The sequence below is a fragment of the Eubacterium sp. OM08-24 genome, assembly GCF_003438075.1.
Classification (GTDB): domain Bacteria; phylum Bacillota; class Clostridia; order Oscillospirales; family Acutalibacteraceae; genus Ruminococcoides.
In genome coordinates, this window is sequence record NZ_QSTA01000001.1 from 303,907 (window position 1) to 319,782 (window position 15,876).

A 15,876-nucleotide genomic window follows, 5' to 3' on the forward strand; every position below is an offset into this window, starting at 1 on the left:
AAGCTAAAAGTAATTTAGTAAAACATTGATTACTCGAGCAACCGATAATTATAAGCCATATATGAATAATTGAAACGAAAAAAATATAGCTATACTATGTGAGATACTCACCTATCCAGACTTGTTCATATTATATCAAATAACGATGCTTGCACATATTTTTCTTTTGTGCAGGGTTTGGAAATCTGTTCAGGGATTCTCCCATCCCAATCTTCATTAATTGGGACAGCACCATTTTTGATCAGTGCCTGATTTCCGGGATAGGGATGATCCCAGCACAGAGTGGTACACCAACCATTCTTCAAATTTTCATTTGCACCGTTCCATGTTCCGCCTTTATTTAAATCAGAATGAATTATCACCGTACCAATGGACTGGGCATAAATATACCGGTTTCTCATCATTGCCATACCGACATTAAATCCGGCATCCGGCTTTGAAACGGTCATCAGCAGAAGCTTTCCTTGCTGAATGTTTTTGACCACATCGCTTTTCTTTAGCTTCTTCAGCAGCGAATCGGACAAATATTCTACGGTAAAGCCGTTGTTAAGCAGTGCCTCTTTTCCGGAAATTGTATCAATGCCTTTTGCTCCGCCTGAAACAACACCATATCCCAGAGAAACTGTTTTTCTGACTGTCAGTATGGCAAAATCAACATCTTCGGTTGTAACTGTTCTGGCTCCTACATATCCGATGTATTGTCGTTCAAGCAGTGATAAATCACCCGCATAATAAAAGATTGGAGGACAAGTGTTTGAAAGTATTTTTTTGAGCTTTTTGGGATAGTTTATGTCTGCTCTTGTGACTGTTTCTATACCCATATTCTGATATTGCGAAAGCTTAAAACTCAGACTGGCATTTCTGTCCAGCAACCGTATAACACGTGCAATTTGATCTGTATTGAAACCAAGTATGGACTTAAAGTCATCGGTCGAAAAGTCGAAAAGGTCTTTTGGAGTTCTTTCTGCCCGAATCAGTTTTTGTGCAAGTTCGCTGTATTCTTTAGGTTCAAGAGGTCGAACCCCTTCGCCTACACAGATATGGCTGCATAGTGTTAAAATTGCATTTGAATCCTGATTCATATTAATCCTCCCTATTGCTGCTGTCGGCAAGTGCAAATGGATAAATATTTTCCGCACCTGCTTCCATCAGCCTGTATCCGCAAACGGTGAATGTCCATCTCGAATCCACAACATCATCAATCAAGAGAATATTGAGTGGTGCAGTTACATTTTCTTTTACAAAAAATGATTTATATGCATTTGCACACTGGTAGGCACTGTTTTCCATTTTCTTTTGCTGCTTTGCAGGTGTTTTTTCCAGAATATCAACAAAGTCAAGCTTAAGTGATTTAGCTACCCGAGCAGCAAAGTCTTTTACAAGTTCGCTGCGGCGTGACGGAACACAGCAAATATGAGTAATTTTATGTTCTCGTATAAAAGGCCTTAATATATCAACACTTTTTCCGACTAGCTCATCACGAAAACGCATTTCCTTCGAGTACTTTCCTTGTTTTACCAATTCACCGTAACCGGCATCACCATACTTTGAGATGCAAAAACCCTTCTGATTGATATGCGAAATTCTTGATGCTTTAGTCACATCGGAACTGACCCACATTTTTCTTGGCTCAATCGGAATAATTAATTTATTAACAAATTCTTCTGCAATATTGATTAATGAATTGAGGTACAACAGAATAATCAAGTATTAACTAAAGTCAATCTCGAAAGAGGTTGGCTTTTTTATTTTTATCAAAATAACGATAACAGACAACAATTGAAATTTGTATTTAAGAAAAGTTGGGATAAGTATGGAAAAGTGCTTTTATGTACCTAAGAAACTGATGGACAAAGAATACTCGGAGTATCCGGTAGAGTCAAAAATATTATTTTCAATAATTTTGTCAACAGCTCAGAACACTAAAGCAATAATGAGCTGTGCAAAGTTAATTGCAAATCTTGGTGATGATGAAATACGCTCTCTCAAAAGCGAAATGAAAAAGATTGAATCAGAAAGTGAGAGTGCGTGATATGTTTGACTTTTTCTATGGTGATAGCGAACAGTATATATTCTATCGTGTTCCGCAGATATTATTCACTGATGACAGATTCAAAACTCTGTCTTGTGAAGCAAAATTGTTGTATGGTTTTTTACTTGACAGAACATCGTTGTCTAAAAAGAACGGTTGGATAGATAAAAGCGGTATAACATTTGTTTACTACAAGCAAGAGCTTGTGCAGGAGCAACTCAATATTGGCAGAGATAAAGCTATGCGTATATTTAGTGAGCTTGAAAAAATTGGTCTTATAATTCGCAAAAAGCAAGGATTAGGTAAGCCTACTAAAATTTTTGTTATGAATTTCGCAAAGCCAATAGATAAATCGGATGATGAAGATGAAGTTATCTGCAAGATTAATGCTCTTACTAAAAGCACAAAAACTCAGCAAAAATCTGATAAGTCGGCTCAAAAAGATGAACCAACATCCCAGAGGTCGGAAAAATCGACCTCTGAAAAATCGAAATCGACCTCAAGAGGTCGGAAAAATCGACCTCTTGAAGTTGATAAAAACGATGTCAGGACATCGGAAATCTCGACCTATATCCATACTGAGTTAAACCATACTGAGTTAAACCATACTAATCCATCTATCAATCAAGCTGATACAGCAACAGAATCGACTTCTGAAAAACTTGATAGAAGGATAGAAGAATATGAGGAATATGTCCAAAAGGCTGAAATACAAATTTCATACTATGCGTTGTTGTCGCAGGGTTACAATCAACATTACCTTAACTTAATTGTTAGTCTACTTGCGGATACATATGTACATCGTGCAGATAACTGTGCTTTAAACATTAACGGTTTGCAAATCAACATTGCAGATGTGGCAAGACAATATGAAAGGATTGATGATGGGCACATCGAATACATTATGAGTAAGCTCAATGAAACATCTAAAACACAGCAAATTAGAAATATACGCAATTACTTGCGAAGTTGTTTATATAATGCTGTCAACACAATGGAGCTTGATGTTGATATGCAAGTCAATTATGACTTTGAAAATTGAATATTAACTTATGCCCCATTGGGGCACAAGTTTGGAGGAAAAGAAAAATGATTATTTTAAATCAAGATTTAGAACTTGTTAATTTTGACAAACTGGCTAAAATCTCTATGTTTTCCGGCGAGATTGAGGAAACAACGGTTTATGCAATTGTTGCTTTTGAGTCTATTTCAGATGATGACAATGAAGATGTTATGAATCCTGATGCGTTAATGCTTGGTATTTACAACAATGAGTCTGAATGCTCAGAAGTATTCTTATCACTTTGTGAAGCAGTTGAGAATGGTAAAAACATCTATCGTATGCCCGAACCTGTGAATGAGGAAGTGATTTAGTGAACGATGTCAAAAAAGTAATTGATTTTACAACTCAGGCATCACAAGTAACATCTGAACTACTAAAGTCAATTATGAAGGATTTTTTGTCAGGTAAGGCTAAAAAATCAGGCAGGAAAATGTACGGTGAACTTGCCAAAGTTGGGAAACTGGAGAACATCGAAGTTACAGAAAACAACATCAAAGATTTTTTAAAGACGGCTCAAAAGTATGATATTGACTATGCACTCAAAAAAGATGTGTCAACATCCCCTGCTACATATCACATATTCTTTGAGAGTGCAAAATCCGAAAATTTTCAGAGAGCTTTTAAAGAGTATGTCTTTGGTGTCAACAAGAAACTTGAGAAAAAATCAGTAAGCGATGTTGTAAATCGAGAACAGATAAAGCAGAATGCAAAAACTATCGCTAAACAACAATCAGACTTGTCAAAAGAAAAATCTCTTAACAAGTCTGATATGGGGAGGTGATGGTGTGAATATTGATAGTGGCAAGATACGAAAAATTATTATTTTTGCTTTGCCGTTAATTATGTTCTTTTGGATTGGAAATAAAATCAGTTTTGCTTACCGTACAGTTACAGTTGTTGGTGATATATCTGTTAAAGCTTACCCGTTTATTGATAACCTTGGTAATGCAGTAACTAACCCTCTGCCCTCTTTGCATCCATATGATGTGCTGATTGGTGCGATAGTAGCAGGTATTGCTAAATTAGTTATTGAGTACAAGAAAAAACATAAGAAAAAATTTGCAGAAGACAAGGAATACGGTTCTGCTCGTTGGGGAAACGAAAAGGATATTGCTCCTTATTATGATAAGCAAAATCAAAGTGATAATATCATTCTGACACAATCTGAAAGATTGACAATGAATAAAGCAAAATCACCAAAGTATGAGCGTAACAAAAATGTAATAGTTTATGGTGGTTCAGGCTCAGGTAAAACTCGCTTTTATGTAAAACCTAACCTGATGCAGATGCATTCAAGTTATGTTGTAACAGATCCAAAAGGCACAATAATTAATGATTGCGGCAAATTGCTTCAGCGTGGCAAACCAATTTATCAAAAAGGCGATATTATCGGTTATCAACCGTATGAAATTAAAATTTTCAATACAATTGATTTTAAAAAATCAATGCACTATAACCCGTTTGCATACATTCGTCCCGAAACTCGTGAGCAAGATATATTGCGTACTGTTGAAGTGCTGATAGCAAATACAACCGGCGAGCAAAAAGGCGGAGATGAGTTTTGGGTTAAAGCAGAGAAATTGCTTTATACATCATACATAGCTCTCATTCTGACTATGTGTCCTGAAAATGAGTGGAATTTTGAAACGCTTATTGATTTTGTCAATGCATCAGAATGCCGAGAAGATGATGATAGCTTTAAAAATGCAATCGATTGGGCATTTTACTATCTTGAAAAGTGGATTGAAAAGGATTGGGATAAAGATGAGCAGTTTGAAGAACAAAACGAAAACTATGCTGATTTAGTTGACATTGATGTAGAGCCTTGGAGAGCAAGTCTTGGCAGATTTGCTGTGCGACAGTACAAAGCCTATAAACTTGCGGCAGGTAAAACAGCTAAATCAATCTTGATTAGCTGTGCAACAAGACTCGCTCCGTTTAGTATTGACAGTATACTTGAAATTACAAGCTATGACGAAATGCAGCTTGATACTATCGGAGATAGACTTACTGCATTGTTTATAGTTGTATCAGATACTGACGCTACATTCAACTTTTTGGTTGCGATTATGTATTCTCAGCTTTTTAATCTTCTGTGTACTAAAGCTGATAAAACTCCGAAAGGCAGATTAAAGTATCCTGTACGATGTTTGATTGATGAATTTGCAAACATAAAGCAAATACCTGATTTTGAAAAAATAATTGCTGTTATACGAAGTCGAGGTATTTCTGCGAGTATTATTTTGCAAACAAAATCACAACTAAAATCTTTGTATAAAGATAATGCTGAAACAATCGAGGGTAACTGTGACTCGGAACTATTTTTGGGTGGTAAAGAAAAAACAACGCTAAAAGACATATCAGATAATTTAGGAAAAGAAACAATCTATATGTTTAACACATCTCGTACAAGAGGAACTCAAGAAAGTTATGGAGTTAATTATCAAAAACTCGGTAAAGAATTGATGTCACGAGATGAAATAAGCGTAATGGACAACTCCCAATGCGTATTGCAAATCAGAGGTTTGCATCCATTTTTGTCTTACAAGTATGACATAACAAAGCACAAAAATTATAAATATCTGTTTGATTATGATGATAAAAATTATTTTGATGTAAAAAAGTATGTTAAGCGTAAGCATAACCATACCGCTGAACTTAGAAAAAGCACAAAATATACAGAATTTCAAACAGTAGATGAAAGGAAATGATTAGTATGAATTTAAACAAACCGAAAAAATTATCAAGCAGAAACAGAAATGCAAAAAAAGTTATTCTCGCAGTTACAGCCGTATCGGTTGTGATTGCTATGAGCTGTGTAACAGCGTTTGCTGCAGTAAGCACTACAGATTTTATCAACAAAACATCAACTGTACTTACCGCTGTTATTTCGCTCATTGGAGCAGGACTCGGAGTTTGGGGTGTTGTAAATCTTATTGAAGGTTACGGAAATGATAACCCGGGTGCAAAATCACAGGGTATGAAACAGTTGATGGCAGGTATTGCACTTATTGCTGTAGGTGTACTTATTGTGCCAGTCTTGAAAAATATGATGTCATCTGCTATGACTTCGTAATATTACTGTTGTTATCTTAAAGAAGGGTGTGATAGTTTGGGAATTTGGGAAGACTTTATCTCCGGAATAGATGAGTGGTTCAGAGGATTTCTTGCCGGAGCAATTGAAGGTTGTTTAAAAACTGTAAATTCTATGCTGTCAGGTGCTCTCAACAATGGTGATGATGGAGGAATTAATTCAATTTTTAATTCTTTTCTCGGTGACCCTACGACTTTCACGGGGTCAACATCTGCAAATGAAAGTCTGACTCCGATTTGGAGTACGATAGAAACACTGTCAAATAATGTGATTGTACCTATCGGCGGTTTTGTTCTTATGGTTATTGTATGTTATGAGCTTATACATATGGTTGTTGACGGCAATAATTTTAAGGATGTTGATGATTCAATAATTATACGGTGGATACTTAAAACATTCTGCGGAATTTTGCTTATAAGCAATGTTTTTTATATAGCAACAAGTGTATTTGCGTTTGGTACAGATGCTGTCAACGATGCATTGACAACCTTGTTTGGCACAGGCGATTTTGTTGATGATGAGTTAATAAGCAGCAGTACATTTCACGAAGTATTAATGGCACAGGACAAAGGTACTCTAATTGTAACTCTGATAATAAGTTTTGTAATGATTATAGTCACTTTCTTGCTATTAGCATCAATTATCGTAGTGCTTGCATCGAGAATTATTGAAGTATTTATGCAATTATCTATTGCCCCTATTCCATTTGCAACATTTCTTAACAAGGATTGGGCTGACATAGGCAGGAATTGGCTAAGGAATATTTTAGCACTCGCTTTTCAAGGATTTTTTATCATCGTTGCACTTGCAATATTCCAATCATTGTTCAATAACGCACTTGTCACAATGATGTCAGGGTCAAGTACAGATGTCATTATGACGATGGCTATTCTTCTTGGATTTATAATTGCATTTATATTTACGATGTTTCGCACATCAAGTATTTCAAAGTCAATATTTTCAGCACACTAATAACTTGTGCCCCATCGGGGCACAAGTTAAAAGAAGAGGAGGAAATTACATTATGCAGGTGCAGGAAAATTTTGTTCACATACCAAAAGATTTATCACTCATTAAGCAAAAATTCCTTTTGGGACTTACAAAAAGACAAGCAATAGGTTTTGCTGTCGGACTCGTATGTGGTTTACCTGCGTTTTTTATAGTCAAGGCTATAATTAACAATTTGACAGTTGCAATATTTGCAATGGGTATGTTTGCTATTCCGGGGATTATGTATGCTTTATTCAATAAAAACGGTATGTACTTTGAAACATATATTGCATTGCTTATTAAATTTTTTAAAAAGCCGAGAGTACGAAAGTATGAACCTTTATCTGCTTTAAAAGCTATTGAAAATCAAATTGAATATAACAGATTAAAAAGAATTCTTTTAAATGCAGATGTTGATGTTCCGGTATTTGATAATAAGAAGGTGACATTATTTGAAAAAATCACAAGTAAACACAAAAAATAACAATCAGAAAAAGCAATTAAGTAAGGAAGATATTAATTCTATAAAAAGAAGAATGTCACAGCTGAGGAAGGAAAATACAGACAGAAAAGCATCAACTCAGGCACTGATACCATACAAAACGATGCTCCCTGATGGTACTTGCCATATTGGCGGTAAGAAGTATTCTCAGACTGTTGAATTCTATGATACGAACTATCAACTTGCAACATTTGACGAAAAAGGCAGTAAGTTTTCTTCGTGGTGTGATATTCTCAATTACTTCGATGACAGCATTGAATTTCAAAATACATACGAAAATCAAATCATTGATAAAGACTCAATGATTAAGTATGTAAAAATTAATGATGTCAATGACTCTTATAATGACATCAGAAAAGAGTACAGTAATATTCGCATTGAAAATTTATTTGGAGGAAACAACGGTAGAAGCATTAAAAAATATCTTACCTTCACAACAGAAGCTAAAAATCTAAGAGAAGCAAGAGCAAAACTTAATACAGTAGCAAATGAAGTTATTCAACTGTTTGCCGATATGAAAGTATCCGCTCGCAAACTAAGCGGTGAAGAACGACTTGAGAGTATGTATAAATCGCTCAATCCTTTTACTACACAACCTTTTCTTTTCGATTGGGATCTCGTTAGGAAAGGTTATGATACAAAAGACTTTATTGCTCCTTCATCTGTAAAATTTGTCGGTAAAAATCAATTTGAAATTGGTAATGCGTATGGCTGCGTAACATCAATTAATATTCTCGCCGGTGAATTATCGGACAGAATAATTGCAGATTTTCTTGACAAAACAGAAGGACTTGTTTCGTTAAATTTCCATATAAAGCCTTTTGACCAAATAAAAGCTTTAAAATATGTGCGTGGTAAACTTTCTGATGTTCAAAAAATGAAAATTGATGAACAAAAGAAAGCCTTTCAAGCAGGTTATGATTCAGATATTTTGCCTGAGTCAATTCAAATATATCTTAACGAGTTAAAAGGCTTACTTGAAGATTTAAACAGTAAAAATGAACGCTTATTTGACATTACAATTACTGTCAGACAATATGCTTTGAGTAAACAAAAAAGCAATTTACAGCTTGAAACATTATCAAGAATTACGCAAAAAAACAACTGTAAACTCATATCACTTGATTATATGCAAGAGGAAGCACTCGCATCGTCATTGCCAATCGGCTACAATGATGTACCGATTGCAAGAAGCTTACCGACAAGTGCAGTAGCTGTATTTATACCTTTCTCAACGCAGGAAGTATTTCAAGCAGGCGGAACATATTACGGACTAAATCAGGTCACTAAAAATATGATTTTGGCTGATAGACTAAAATTGAAAAACCCTAACGGCTTATACTTAGGCGTGCCGGGTGGCGGTAAATCTTTTGCTGTAAAGCGTGAAATAACAGATATATTTTTAACAAGAGATGATGATATTTTTATAACCGACCCTGAGGGAGAATATTATCCCATTGTCCAACATTTGAAAGGTCAAATAGTAAAAATATCATCGAACAGTCCTCATCATATTAATCCGCTTGATATAAATATTAATGCAGCCAATTTACAAGATGAAAATCCTGTTGCAACAAAATCTGATTTCATCATCTCTTTATGTGAGCTTATTGTTTCAGATAAATTAGGATTAACAGCAGAAGAACGCTCGGCTATTGATAAATGTACGAAAAGACTTTATCAAAGATTTTTTTCAAACAGTCCAAGCAGAGAAAATATGCCAACACTTGCTGATTTACAAAAGGAATTCAAAGCAGCTGATGTTGTACATACTCTCAACCGAGTTGCTAATTCACTTGAAATGTATGTTACCGGCTCACAGAATATTTTTGCATATAGAACAAATGTTGATATTGATAATCGCCTTGTGTGCTTTGACATTAAAGAGCTTGGCTCACAACTTAAAAAAATCGCACAGCTTATTATACAAGATCAAGTGTGGTGCAAAGTTTCTGAAAATCGTAACATCAAAACAACACGCTACTACATTGATGAATTTCATTTGTTGCTGCGTGATGAACAGACTGCGAAGTATTCGGTAGAAATGTGGAAACGCTTCAGAAAATGGGGCGGTGTGCCCACCGGCATAACGCAGAATGTAAAAGACTTGCTCTCATCACCGGAAATTGCAAATATACTTGATAATTCTGACTTTATATATATGCTGTCGCAAGCCAATGGTGATAGAAAAATATTGCAAGAAAAACTTGATATATCCGATGCACAAATAAAATATGTAAAAGGTAGTCAACCGGGTCACGGATTGGTTTTTTATGGTGATATTATTTTACCTTTTGAGGATGATTTCCCCGAAAATACAATTATGTTCCAACTTTTGAATACTGACCCTGCAAAACGAAAAATACCTGCAAATTTGAATTGAGGTGAAATGCAATGAGTTTAACGGGTAAGGAATATCATATTGAATTTACAAGAGTTAAAACAAGTACAGGCTTTCACAGACAAATTAAATTAAAGAAAGCTGATGCTCCTGCATTTGTTCAAAACGGTGTTTTGCATAAATTGTATAATGTTAATCGCAGATTTGAAGGTGATGTTCCGAAATTTTCAATCTCACAAAAAATTGAAAATATACAACCGCATACAACTCAAGGCAAAAGTGTAAAATATTCTCTCTTGGCAGTAAGTAAGTCACGCAAAATTGCTACAAGTGCTGCCTGGAAAGCTGCTTTATCAGCCGAAACGATAACGCTTACTTCGGCAAGGTTAGCAGGCAATAGACTTACTCAAAAGATAAGGAATAACGCTGATACGATTGATAGCGGTAAAGCGATTTTAAGTGCCGTTACAACTATATCAACTGCAAACAGAGTAAGAAAAACTTTAATTCAACATAAACTGCAACGCAAAAGATATAAAGCATATAAGCAAGCTGTTGCCACTTCAAAAGCTCAATTCAAATCTGCTAAACACAGACTGCAAATTAAAAAGAAAGAGTTTAAGTCCGCAAAAAAACTGCAAAAGCAAAAATTGAACAATATTTCTAATGAATTTAAAAACTCTTCAAAATTTATTTCCGCAAAAAAAATAAGGGTTATTGCACGAATTTTGCATAAAAACATAAAAGCTAATCGTAAATTCATAATAGAGAAAGATAAAGTAGAAGTTCAAAAAGACTTATATAAAAGCAAAATTAAGTTAAAACGCTTATATAAGCCTAAAAACATCGTTTTGCAAGGACTTAAAAGTGCTGCTGTCCGTGGTGCATACAGTGTTTCAAACAAAATTGCCCAAAATGCTCAGGACAATGATTTCGTTCAGGCTATATCAAACGCTGTTACAGTTGATAGACAAATAAAAACTATAATAAAATCATATAAAAATCAAAAAATTTCAAAAGCTGAAAAAAGACCCGAAAAATTAAACAAAAGGAGAAACAAACTTCAGCAAAAGCAGAATAAGCTAAATCAGACTCGTATGAGGAAAAGAAGTCATAAGCCTAAGCCGAAAAGTACAGCAAAAGATAAAGTAAAGCAACTTAGTAAAGGAATGGTGAATATTATTGCTAAGCTGTTTGGAGCTTTAGCATTTCCTTTGCTGATTATAATACTGGTTTTTGGCTTAGTCGTTATGATGTTCGGCAGTTGTACGGCTAACAGCAGCTTTCTGCTCGGCACTTATTATTGTTCAGATTACGATATGGCACAAGCGATTGAAACATATACCGATATTGCTTACAGCTATAATCAAGATGTTATTAAGTGTCAGGGCAATGATTGGAAAAACGGTTTAAACAATATGGGTATAGACACATCTAATATGCCTGATAAACCGTCTGAATTTGTCTTTGGCAAAAACCGTTATCAAAATTATGACCCTGTTTATGATTTTGATGCTAATAAGTTGATAGCATTTATGTGTGCTTATACTTATGATTTTGACAATGCAAGCGACCAAAAGCAACGATGGTCATATAAATCTGAGTATGATGATGTACTGCAAGACTTGTTTGAAACAGAATATAGCTTTGAAGCTCAGTACTATAATTCGTCATATTGGAAAATCTGTAATCAATTTACCGTGTATCCGAGCAACCATTCATTTTGGTATTGTGCCGGTTCCGGAACAACTGTATATAACGGTACTACATACGGATATATTGATTTTGGTAATGAAGCTCCACCAACTGAGCTAATGCCATTTACCAATGACCATACGATACATTTTGATTTAAGCACCGGCGAAGTTAAAGACCGCAATAAAGGTTACGCAAAATCCGGTTATTATATTCAAAACTTAAATTATGATTATACTCTTCCGTCAGGCAGTAAGGTTAATAGCTTTTATCACTATATTGTATCAGGTTCAAATCGTTATCTCGGCTTCAGAGGAGCTGACGGAAAGTTTTATCATAAAACTCAGCTTTATGTTAATGGTATGTCATTTAATTATGCTATTGCACATCAAGATGCTGAAAAATGGCTTGGCAGAACAACAAACAACAGAATGCTTATAAGAGATTTTCGACAAGAGGAATATGTCAAGGAATGTAAGCTCTATACCAATGTTAAACAGTTGTGTTCTTTTGATGATGCGATTGATAAAATGCTAAAAGAAAAAAATCCAACTGATGCTAATGATTATACGCAAAGATTACAATATTATCGTATTTTAGCTTGCCTTGAACAGGATGCAAACGGTAAAACGCCGGATACATACGGATTACATCAGATGTTTAATTCTTCACCCTTGTTGGGTGATTTTATTGATGCAGAAATATATAATAACTATGGTTATGATATGGTAACTTGGGGAAGTAATCATTGCAGCAACACAATTCATTACGGTATTGACATTACAGCAAACACAGGCAGTAATGTATATGCTGTAATGGACGCTAAAGTCGATAGTATTGACACAGCAAATCATACTATTGTACTTATAACAGCAAATGATGCAACTTTTTTCTACGAAGAAGATAAAAAGCACACCGTTAAAGTATCATATACAAATATTACAGTAAAAAGCGGACTTGCTGTCGGCGATACTGTTAAAACGGGTGATTATATCGGAAAAGTTGATAATTTCAGGCATTGTAATATGGTTGATAACTCATCTGCAGACAGAGATTATTTACATATGAGAGTTGAAATTAAATATAATATTGTAGAGTGGTCTTGGCACGATGTTGATCCTCAATTTTTGATTTATCGTGAAAACAGTTAGGAGGTATGAAGTTGATTGATAATAAGCAAAAACTTGCAGCTCTGAAAGATAATCTTAATACTATCAGCAAAAAAATTGCTGATTTGTCAGTAAAGAAGAAAAAACTTGAAAAGCAAATATCAGACATTGAGCAAAAAGAATTTATGAGCATCATTCGTCAGAATGATTGCACCGTTGTCACATTGTCTGATGATTTGGAGTTAATTAAACGCATTAAAGCAAGTAATATTTCACAAAACGAATTACTTGAATTACTTAATGATTTAGGAGGACAGAACGATGAACAAAAAGAAGTGTAAAATTTCAAGAGCAATCTCAGCTGTTGTTTTATGCGTTGCAATGTTAGCGGTCAGCATATGCGGAGCAAATGCCGCAGAAGCAACTGCTGATGATAATAACGATAATAATACAGCAGTTGAAGAAACAACAGCTGAAAGTAATGAAAATGAAAGCAACAGCACCGATTATAATTGGTCAAGCAATACAACAGGCAATGCTAATTTAACAGCAGACCAGGAGATTTTAATGGAAAATGGTATGTATCAATTTATCGCTGTCAAAACGAGAGATGATGATACTTTCTATGTTATCATTGACAAAACGAAGAATGAAGATAATGTGTATTTTCTCAATGAAGTTGATACAGCAGATATTGAAAAATTCTTGAGTGATGATACTAATGCAAATGCAACAGTTCAAGAAACTACTCAGCCTGCAACAGAGCAAGTTGAGCGTACTGCCACATCTGACGATTCACAGTTTACTATCTATCTTATCGTTGGTGTTATCGTTCTCGGCGGTATAGCTTTTGCAATTTTTAAGCTCAAAAAAGGTAAGTCGACTAAGAAAAATGCGGATACCTCAGATGATGATTTTGACGATTTTGATTACGAGGAAATAAACGAAGATAACAATGCTGACAATGCGGAGGATAACAAATGATATTAGTTGTTGCTGAAAAGCCGTCTGTTGCAGCTACAATAGCTACTGTATTGGGAGCAACCCAAAAAGGTGTTAATTACATATATAATGATAAATACATTGTAAGTTGGTGTCTTGGACATTTAGTTGCTTTGGACGATCCTGATATGTACGATAAAAAATATGCGGAATGGAAATTTGAAAACTTACCTATCATTCCAAATAAGTGGTCATTTACAATTAACAAAACTACAAAATCACAATTTTATGTGCTGAAAAATCTTTTTTTAAAAAATGATGTAACTGAAATTGTATGTGCGACTGATGCCGGACGAGAAGGCGAGTGTATTTTCAGATATGTATATAATATGGTTGGTTGCAAAAAGCCGGTCAAAAGACTCTGGACATCATCGCTTGAATCAAGTGCAATCAAAAAAGCTTTTGCTGAGCTTAAAGATGATGCAGAGTATGATACTTTGTATCAAGCCGGGTTTGCAAGAGCTAAAGCCGATTGGCTCGTAGGTATTAATGCAACAAGACTTTTTTCAATCCGATATGGCATTACGCTTAATGTTGGCAGAGTGCAAACGCCTACACTTGCAATGATTGTTGACCGTAACAACAAGGTAAAAAACTTTGTGAAAGAACCGTTTTACAAGGTTGATATTGACTGTGAAGATTTTAAAGCTGTAAGTGTTGAGGAATTTAAGTCAGAATATGAAGCTGATAAACTTGCCAAATGTGTTGATAAGTCGGATTTTACGGTTGTTGATGTAACGGAGCAACAAAAATCTGTTGCTCCTCCAAAGCTCTATGACTTAACGGCTTTACAGCGTGATGCAAACAGCATTTACGGTTATACCGCACAGCAAACGCTTGATTATTTACAATCACTTTACGAAAAACGGCTTGCTACATATCCTCGCACGGACAGCAACTACATAACCGATGATATGGCTGATACAGCTAAAAGTCTTATTGAAAGCGTTTACGGTGTATATGAAAAAATACCACAGACACCTACCGATGTTACAAAAGTTATCAACAACGCAAAGGTATCAGACCACCACGCTTTGCTGCCGACCGAACAGATAACAAGCTATGACTTATCGTCCTTGCCTACAGCTGAATATAATATATTGTTTATGCTTGCCGTCAGACTTTGTGTTGCAACAGGTGAAGATTATATATATCGTACAATCACTGCTGAATTAAAATCTAATAATAGCGATAAGCTGTTTGTTTCAAAATCGACATATCCGGTTAATGTCGGTTGGAAATTTATAGATGTATCTATTAGGGCAAAAGATAAAGGTGAAGAAGATAAGGCATGTTACGAAGATGAAAATTCCGATAATATTTATCGTAACGATATATATTATTCCGTACCTGCAACCGTATCAGAACACTTCACTTCGCCGCCAAAGCAATATACAGATGCTACTTTATTGTCAGCTATGGAAACAGCCGGCAATACCGATTATGTTGAAGACAGCAATGTTGAAAAAAAGGGACTCGGCACTCCTGCAACTCGTGCCGGCATTATCGAAAACCTTGTTAAGCGACAATACATACAGCGTGATGGTAAGAAAATTCTGCCGACCGAAAAAGGCATTCAGCTCATAGACTGTGTTCCAGATGATGTAAAATCTCCGAAGATGACCGCAGTATGGGAAACCGTATTACAACACATCGAAAAAGGTACTGCAAATGCTGATGAATTTATGGCACAAATAGAAGATTCGGTAATGTATCTTGTAAGGACTTATAGCTCTGTTGATAGCAGCAAACATTTTTCCCGTTGGGAAACAGTCGGTACTTGCCCTAAGTGTGGGCAAAAAGTATTGTCATATCCGAAATCATATTCTTGTGAAAATAAAGAGTGCGATTTCAATATATGGAAAAGTATTTGTGGCAAGAGCATTTCATCGGCACAGGCTATTAAGCTGCTTACTAAAGGTAAGACGGACACACTCAAGGGATTAAAGTCTAAATCAGGCAAATCCTTTGATGCTGCTATTAAACTTAACTCGGATTTCAAAACAGAGTTTGTCTTTCTAAATACAAAAAAATCATACAGGAAGTAA

Annotated in this window: 15 protein-coding genes; 13 read left to right on the top strand and 2 right to left on the bottom strand. The window is 35.2% G+C overall.

Features of this window, described 5'->3' with window-relative positions; genetic code table 11:
- Positions 1-125: 125 nt before the first annotated feature.
- Together DXC23_RS01575 and DXC23_RS01580 are read right to left on the bottom strand one after the other, a co-directional pair.
- A complete protein-coding gene (locus tag DXC23_RS01575) occupies positions 126-1,082 on the bottom strand; it encodes a DNA-processing protein DprA (RefSeq protein WP_117704457.1) in 957 nt (318 codons plus the stop codon).
- 1 nt (position 1,083) lies between these two features.
- Entirely contained in the window at positions 1,084-1,602 is a 519-nt protein-coding gene (locus DXC23_RS01580) for a hypothetical protein (RefSeq protein WP_147329115.1), read from the bottom strand.
- A 211-nt stretch (positions 1,603-1,813) separates the two neighbouring features.
- Here DXC23_RS01580 and DXC23_RS01585 point away from each other — a divergent pair, with 211 nt between their 5' ends.
- The 13 genes from DXC23_RS01585 to DXC23_RS01645 all read left to right on the top strand — a co-directional run bounded on the left by DXC23_RS01585 (position 1,814) and on the right by DXC23_RS01645 (position 15,876).
- Positions 1,814-2,032 carry a hypothetical protein gene (locus DXC23_RS01585; RefSeq protein WP_117704459.1) on the top strand — a complete coding sequence of 73 codons (219 nt, stop codon included), beginning with the start codon at positions 1,814-1,816 and terminating at the stop codon, positions 2,030-2,032.
- Between the two features lies 1 nt (position 2,033).
- Positions 2,034-3,074 carry a replication initiator protein A gene (locus DXC23_RS01590; RefSeq protein WP_117704460.1) on the top strand — a complete coding sequence of 347 codons (1,041 nt, stop codon included), beginning with the start codon at positions 2,034-2,036 and terminating at the stop codon, positions 3,072-3,074.
- 47 nt (positions 3,075-3,121) lie between these two features.
- Positions 3,122-3,406 carry a hypothetical protein gene (locus tag DXC23_RS01595; protein ID WP_117704461.1) on the top strand — a complete coding sequence of 95 codons (285 nt, stop codon included), beginning with the start codon at positions 3,122-3,124 and terminating at the stop codon, positions 3,404-3,406.
- Positions 3,406-3,876: a PcfB family protein gene (locus tag DXC23_RS01600; protein WP_242997377.1), complete on the top strand. Its 471-nt coding sequence runs from the start codon at positions 3,406-3,408 to the stop codon at positions 3,874-3,876. The genes DXC23_RS01595 and DXC23_RS01600 overlap by 1 nt, the downstream gene beginning before the upstream one ends.
- Positions 3,877-3,937: 61 nt before the next feature.
- Positions 3,938-5,806, top strand: a complete 1,869-nt coding sequence (locus DXC23_RS01605; RefSeq protein WP_242997408.1) for a VirD4-like conjugal transfer protein, CD1115 family — start codon at positions 3,938-3,940, stop codon at positions 5,804-5,806.
- 98 nt (positions 5,807-5,904) lie between these two features.
- Positions 5,905-6,171, top strand: coding sequence for a Maff2 family mobile element protein (locus DXC23_RS01610; protein WP_117705047.1), 267 nt, complete (start codon positions 5,905-5,907; stop codon positions 6,169-6,171).
- Between the two features lie 36 nt (positions 6,172-6,207).
- Entirely contained in the window at positions 6,208-7,161 is a 954-nt protein-coding gene (locus DXC23_RS01615) for a VirB6/TrbL-like conjugal transfer protein, CD1112 family (protein WP_117704463.1), read from the top strand.
- A 52-nt stretch (positions 7,162-7,213) separates the two neighbouring features.
- Positions 7,214-7,663 (top strand): PrgI family protein, encoded by a 450-nt coding sequence (locus DXC23_RS01620; RefSeq protein WP_117704464.1) that lies wholly within the window; start codon positions 7,214-7,216, stop codon positions 7,661-7,663.
- Entirely contained in the window at positions 7,632-10,064 is a 2,433-nt protein-coding gene (locus DXC23_RS01625; protein WP_242997379.1) for a VirB4-like conjugal transfer ATPase, CD1110 family, read from the top strand. Before DXC23_RS01620 ends, DXC23_RS01625 begins: the two co-directional genes overlap by 32 nt.
- 11 nt (positions 10,065-10,075) lie before the next feature.
- A complete protein-coding gene (locus DXC23_RS01630) occupies positions 10,076-12,868 on the top strand; it encodes a M23 family metallopeptidase (protein ID WP_117704465.1) in 2,793 nt (930 codons plus the stop codon).
- Positions 12,869-12,879: 11 nt separating this feature from the next.
- A complete protein-coding gene (locus DXC23_RS01635) occupies positions 12,880-13,167 on the top strand; it encodes a hypothetical protein (RefSeq protein WP_117704466.1) in 288 nt (95 codons plus the stop codon).
- Positions 13,148-13,810, top strand: a complete 663-nt coding sequence (locus tag DXC23_RS01640) for a CD1107 family mobile element protein (protein ID WP_117704467.1) — start codon at positions 13,148-13,150, stop codon at positions 13,808-13,810. The genes DXC23_RS01635 and DXC23_RS01640 overlap by 20 nt, the downstream gene beginning before the upstream one ends.
- Entirely contained in the window at positions 13,807-15,876 is a 2,070-nt protein-coding gene (locus DXC23_RS01645; RefSeq protein WP_117704468.1) for a type IA DNA topoisomerase, read from the top strand. The genes DXC23_RS01640 and DXC23_RS01645 overlap by 4 nt, the downstream gene beginning before the upstream one ends.

Bases quoted from the DNA above. Each gene is read 5' to 3' on its own strand.
- DXC23_RS01575 (WP_117704457.1), bottom strand. From the start codon at position 1,082: ATGAATCAGGATTCAAATGCAATTTTAACACTATGCAGCCATATCTGT.
- DXC23_RS01585 (WP_117704459.1), top strand. From the start codon at position 1,814: ATGGAAAAGTGCTTTTATGTACCTAAGAAACTGATGGACAAAGAATAC.
- DXC23_RS01590 (WP_117704460.1), top strand. From the start codon at position 2,034: ATGTTTGACTTTTTCTATGGTGATAGCGAACAGTATATATTCTATCGT.
- DXC23_RS01595 (WP_117704461.1), top strand. From the start codon at position 3,122: ATGATTATTTTAAATCAAGATTTAGAACTTGTTAATTTTGACAAACTG.
- DXC23_RS01605 (WP_242997408.1), top strand. From the start codon at position 3,938: ATGTTCTTTTGGATTGGAAATAAAATCAGTTTTGCTTACCGTACAGTT.
- DXC23_RS01610 (WP_117705047.1), top strand. From the start codon at position 5,905: ATGAGCTGTGTAACAGCGTTTGCTGCAGTAAGCACTACAGATTTTATC.
- DXC23_RS01620 (WP_117704464.1), top strand. From the start codon at position 7,214: ATGCAGGTGCAGGAAAATTTTGTTCACATACCAAAAGATTTATCACTC.
- DXC23_RS01630 (WP_117704465.1), top strand. From the start codon at position 10,076: ATGAGTTTAACGGGTAAGGAATATCATATTGAATTTACAAGAGTTAAA.
- DXC23_RS01640 (WP_117704467.1), top strand. From the start codon at position 13,148: ATGAACAAAAAGAAGTGTAAAATTTCAAGAGCAATCTCAGCTGTTGTT.
- DXC23_RS01645 (WP_117704468.1), top strand. From the start codon at position 13,807: ATGATATTAGTTGTTGCTGAAAAGCCGTCTGTTGCAGCTACAATAGCT.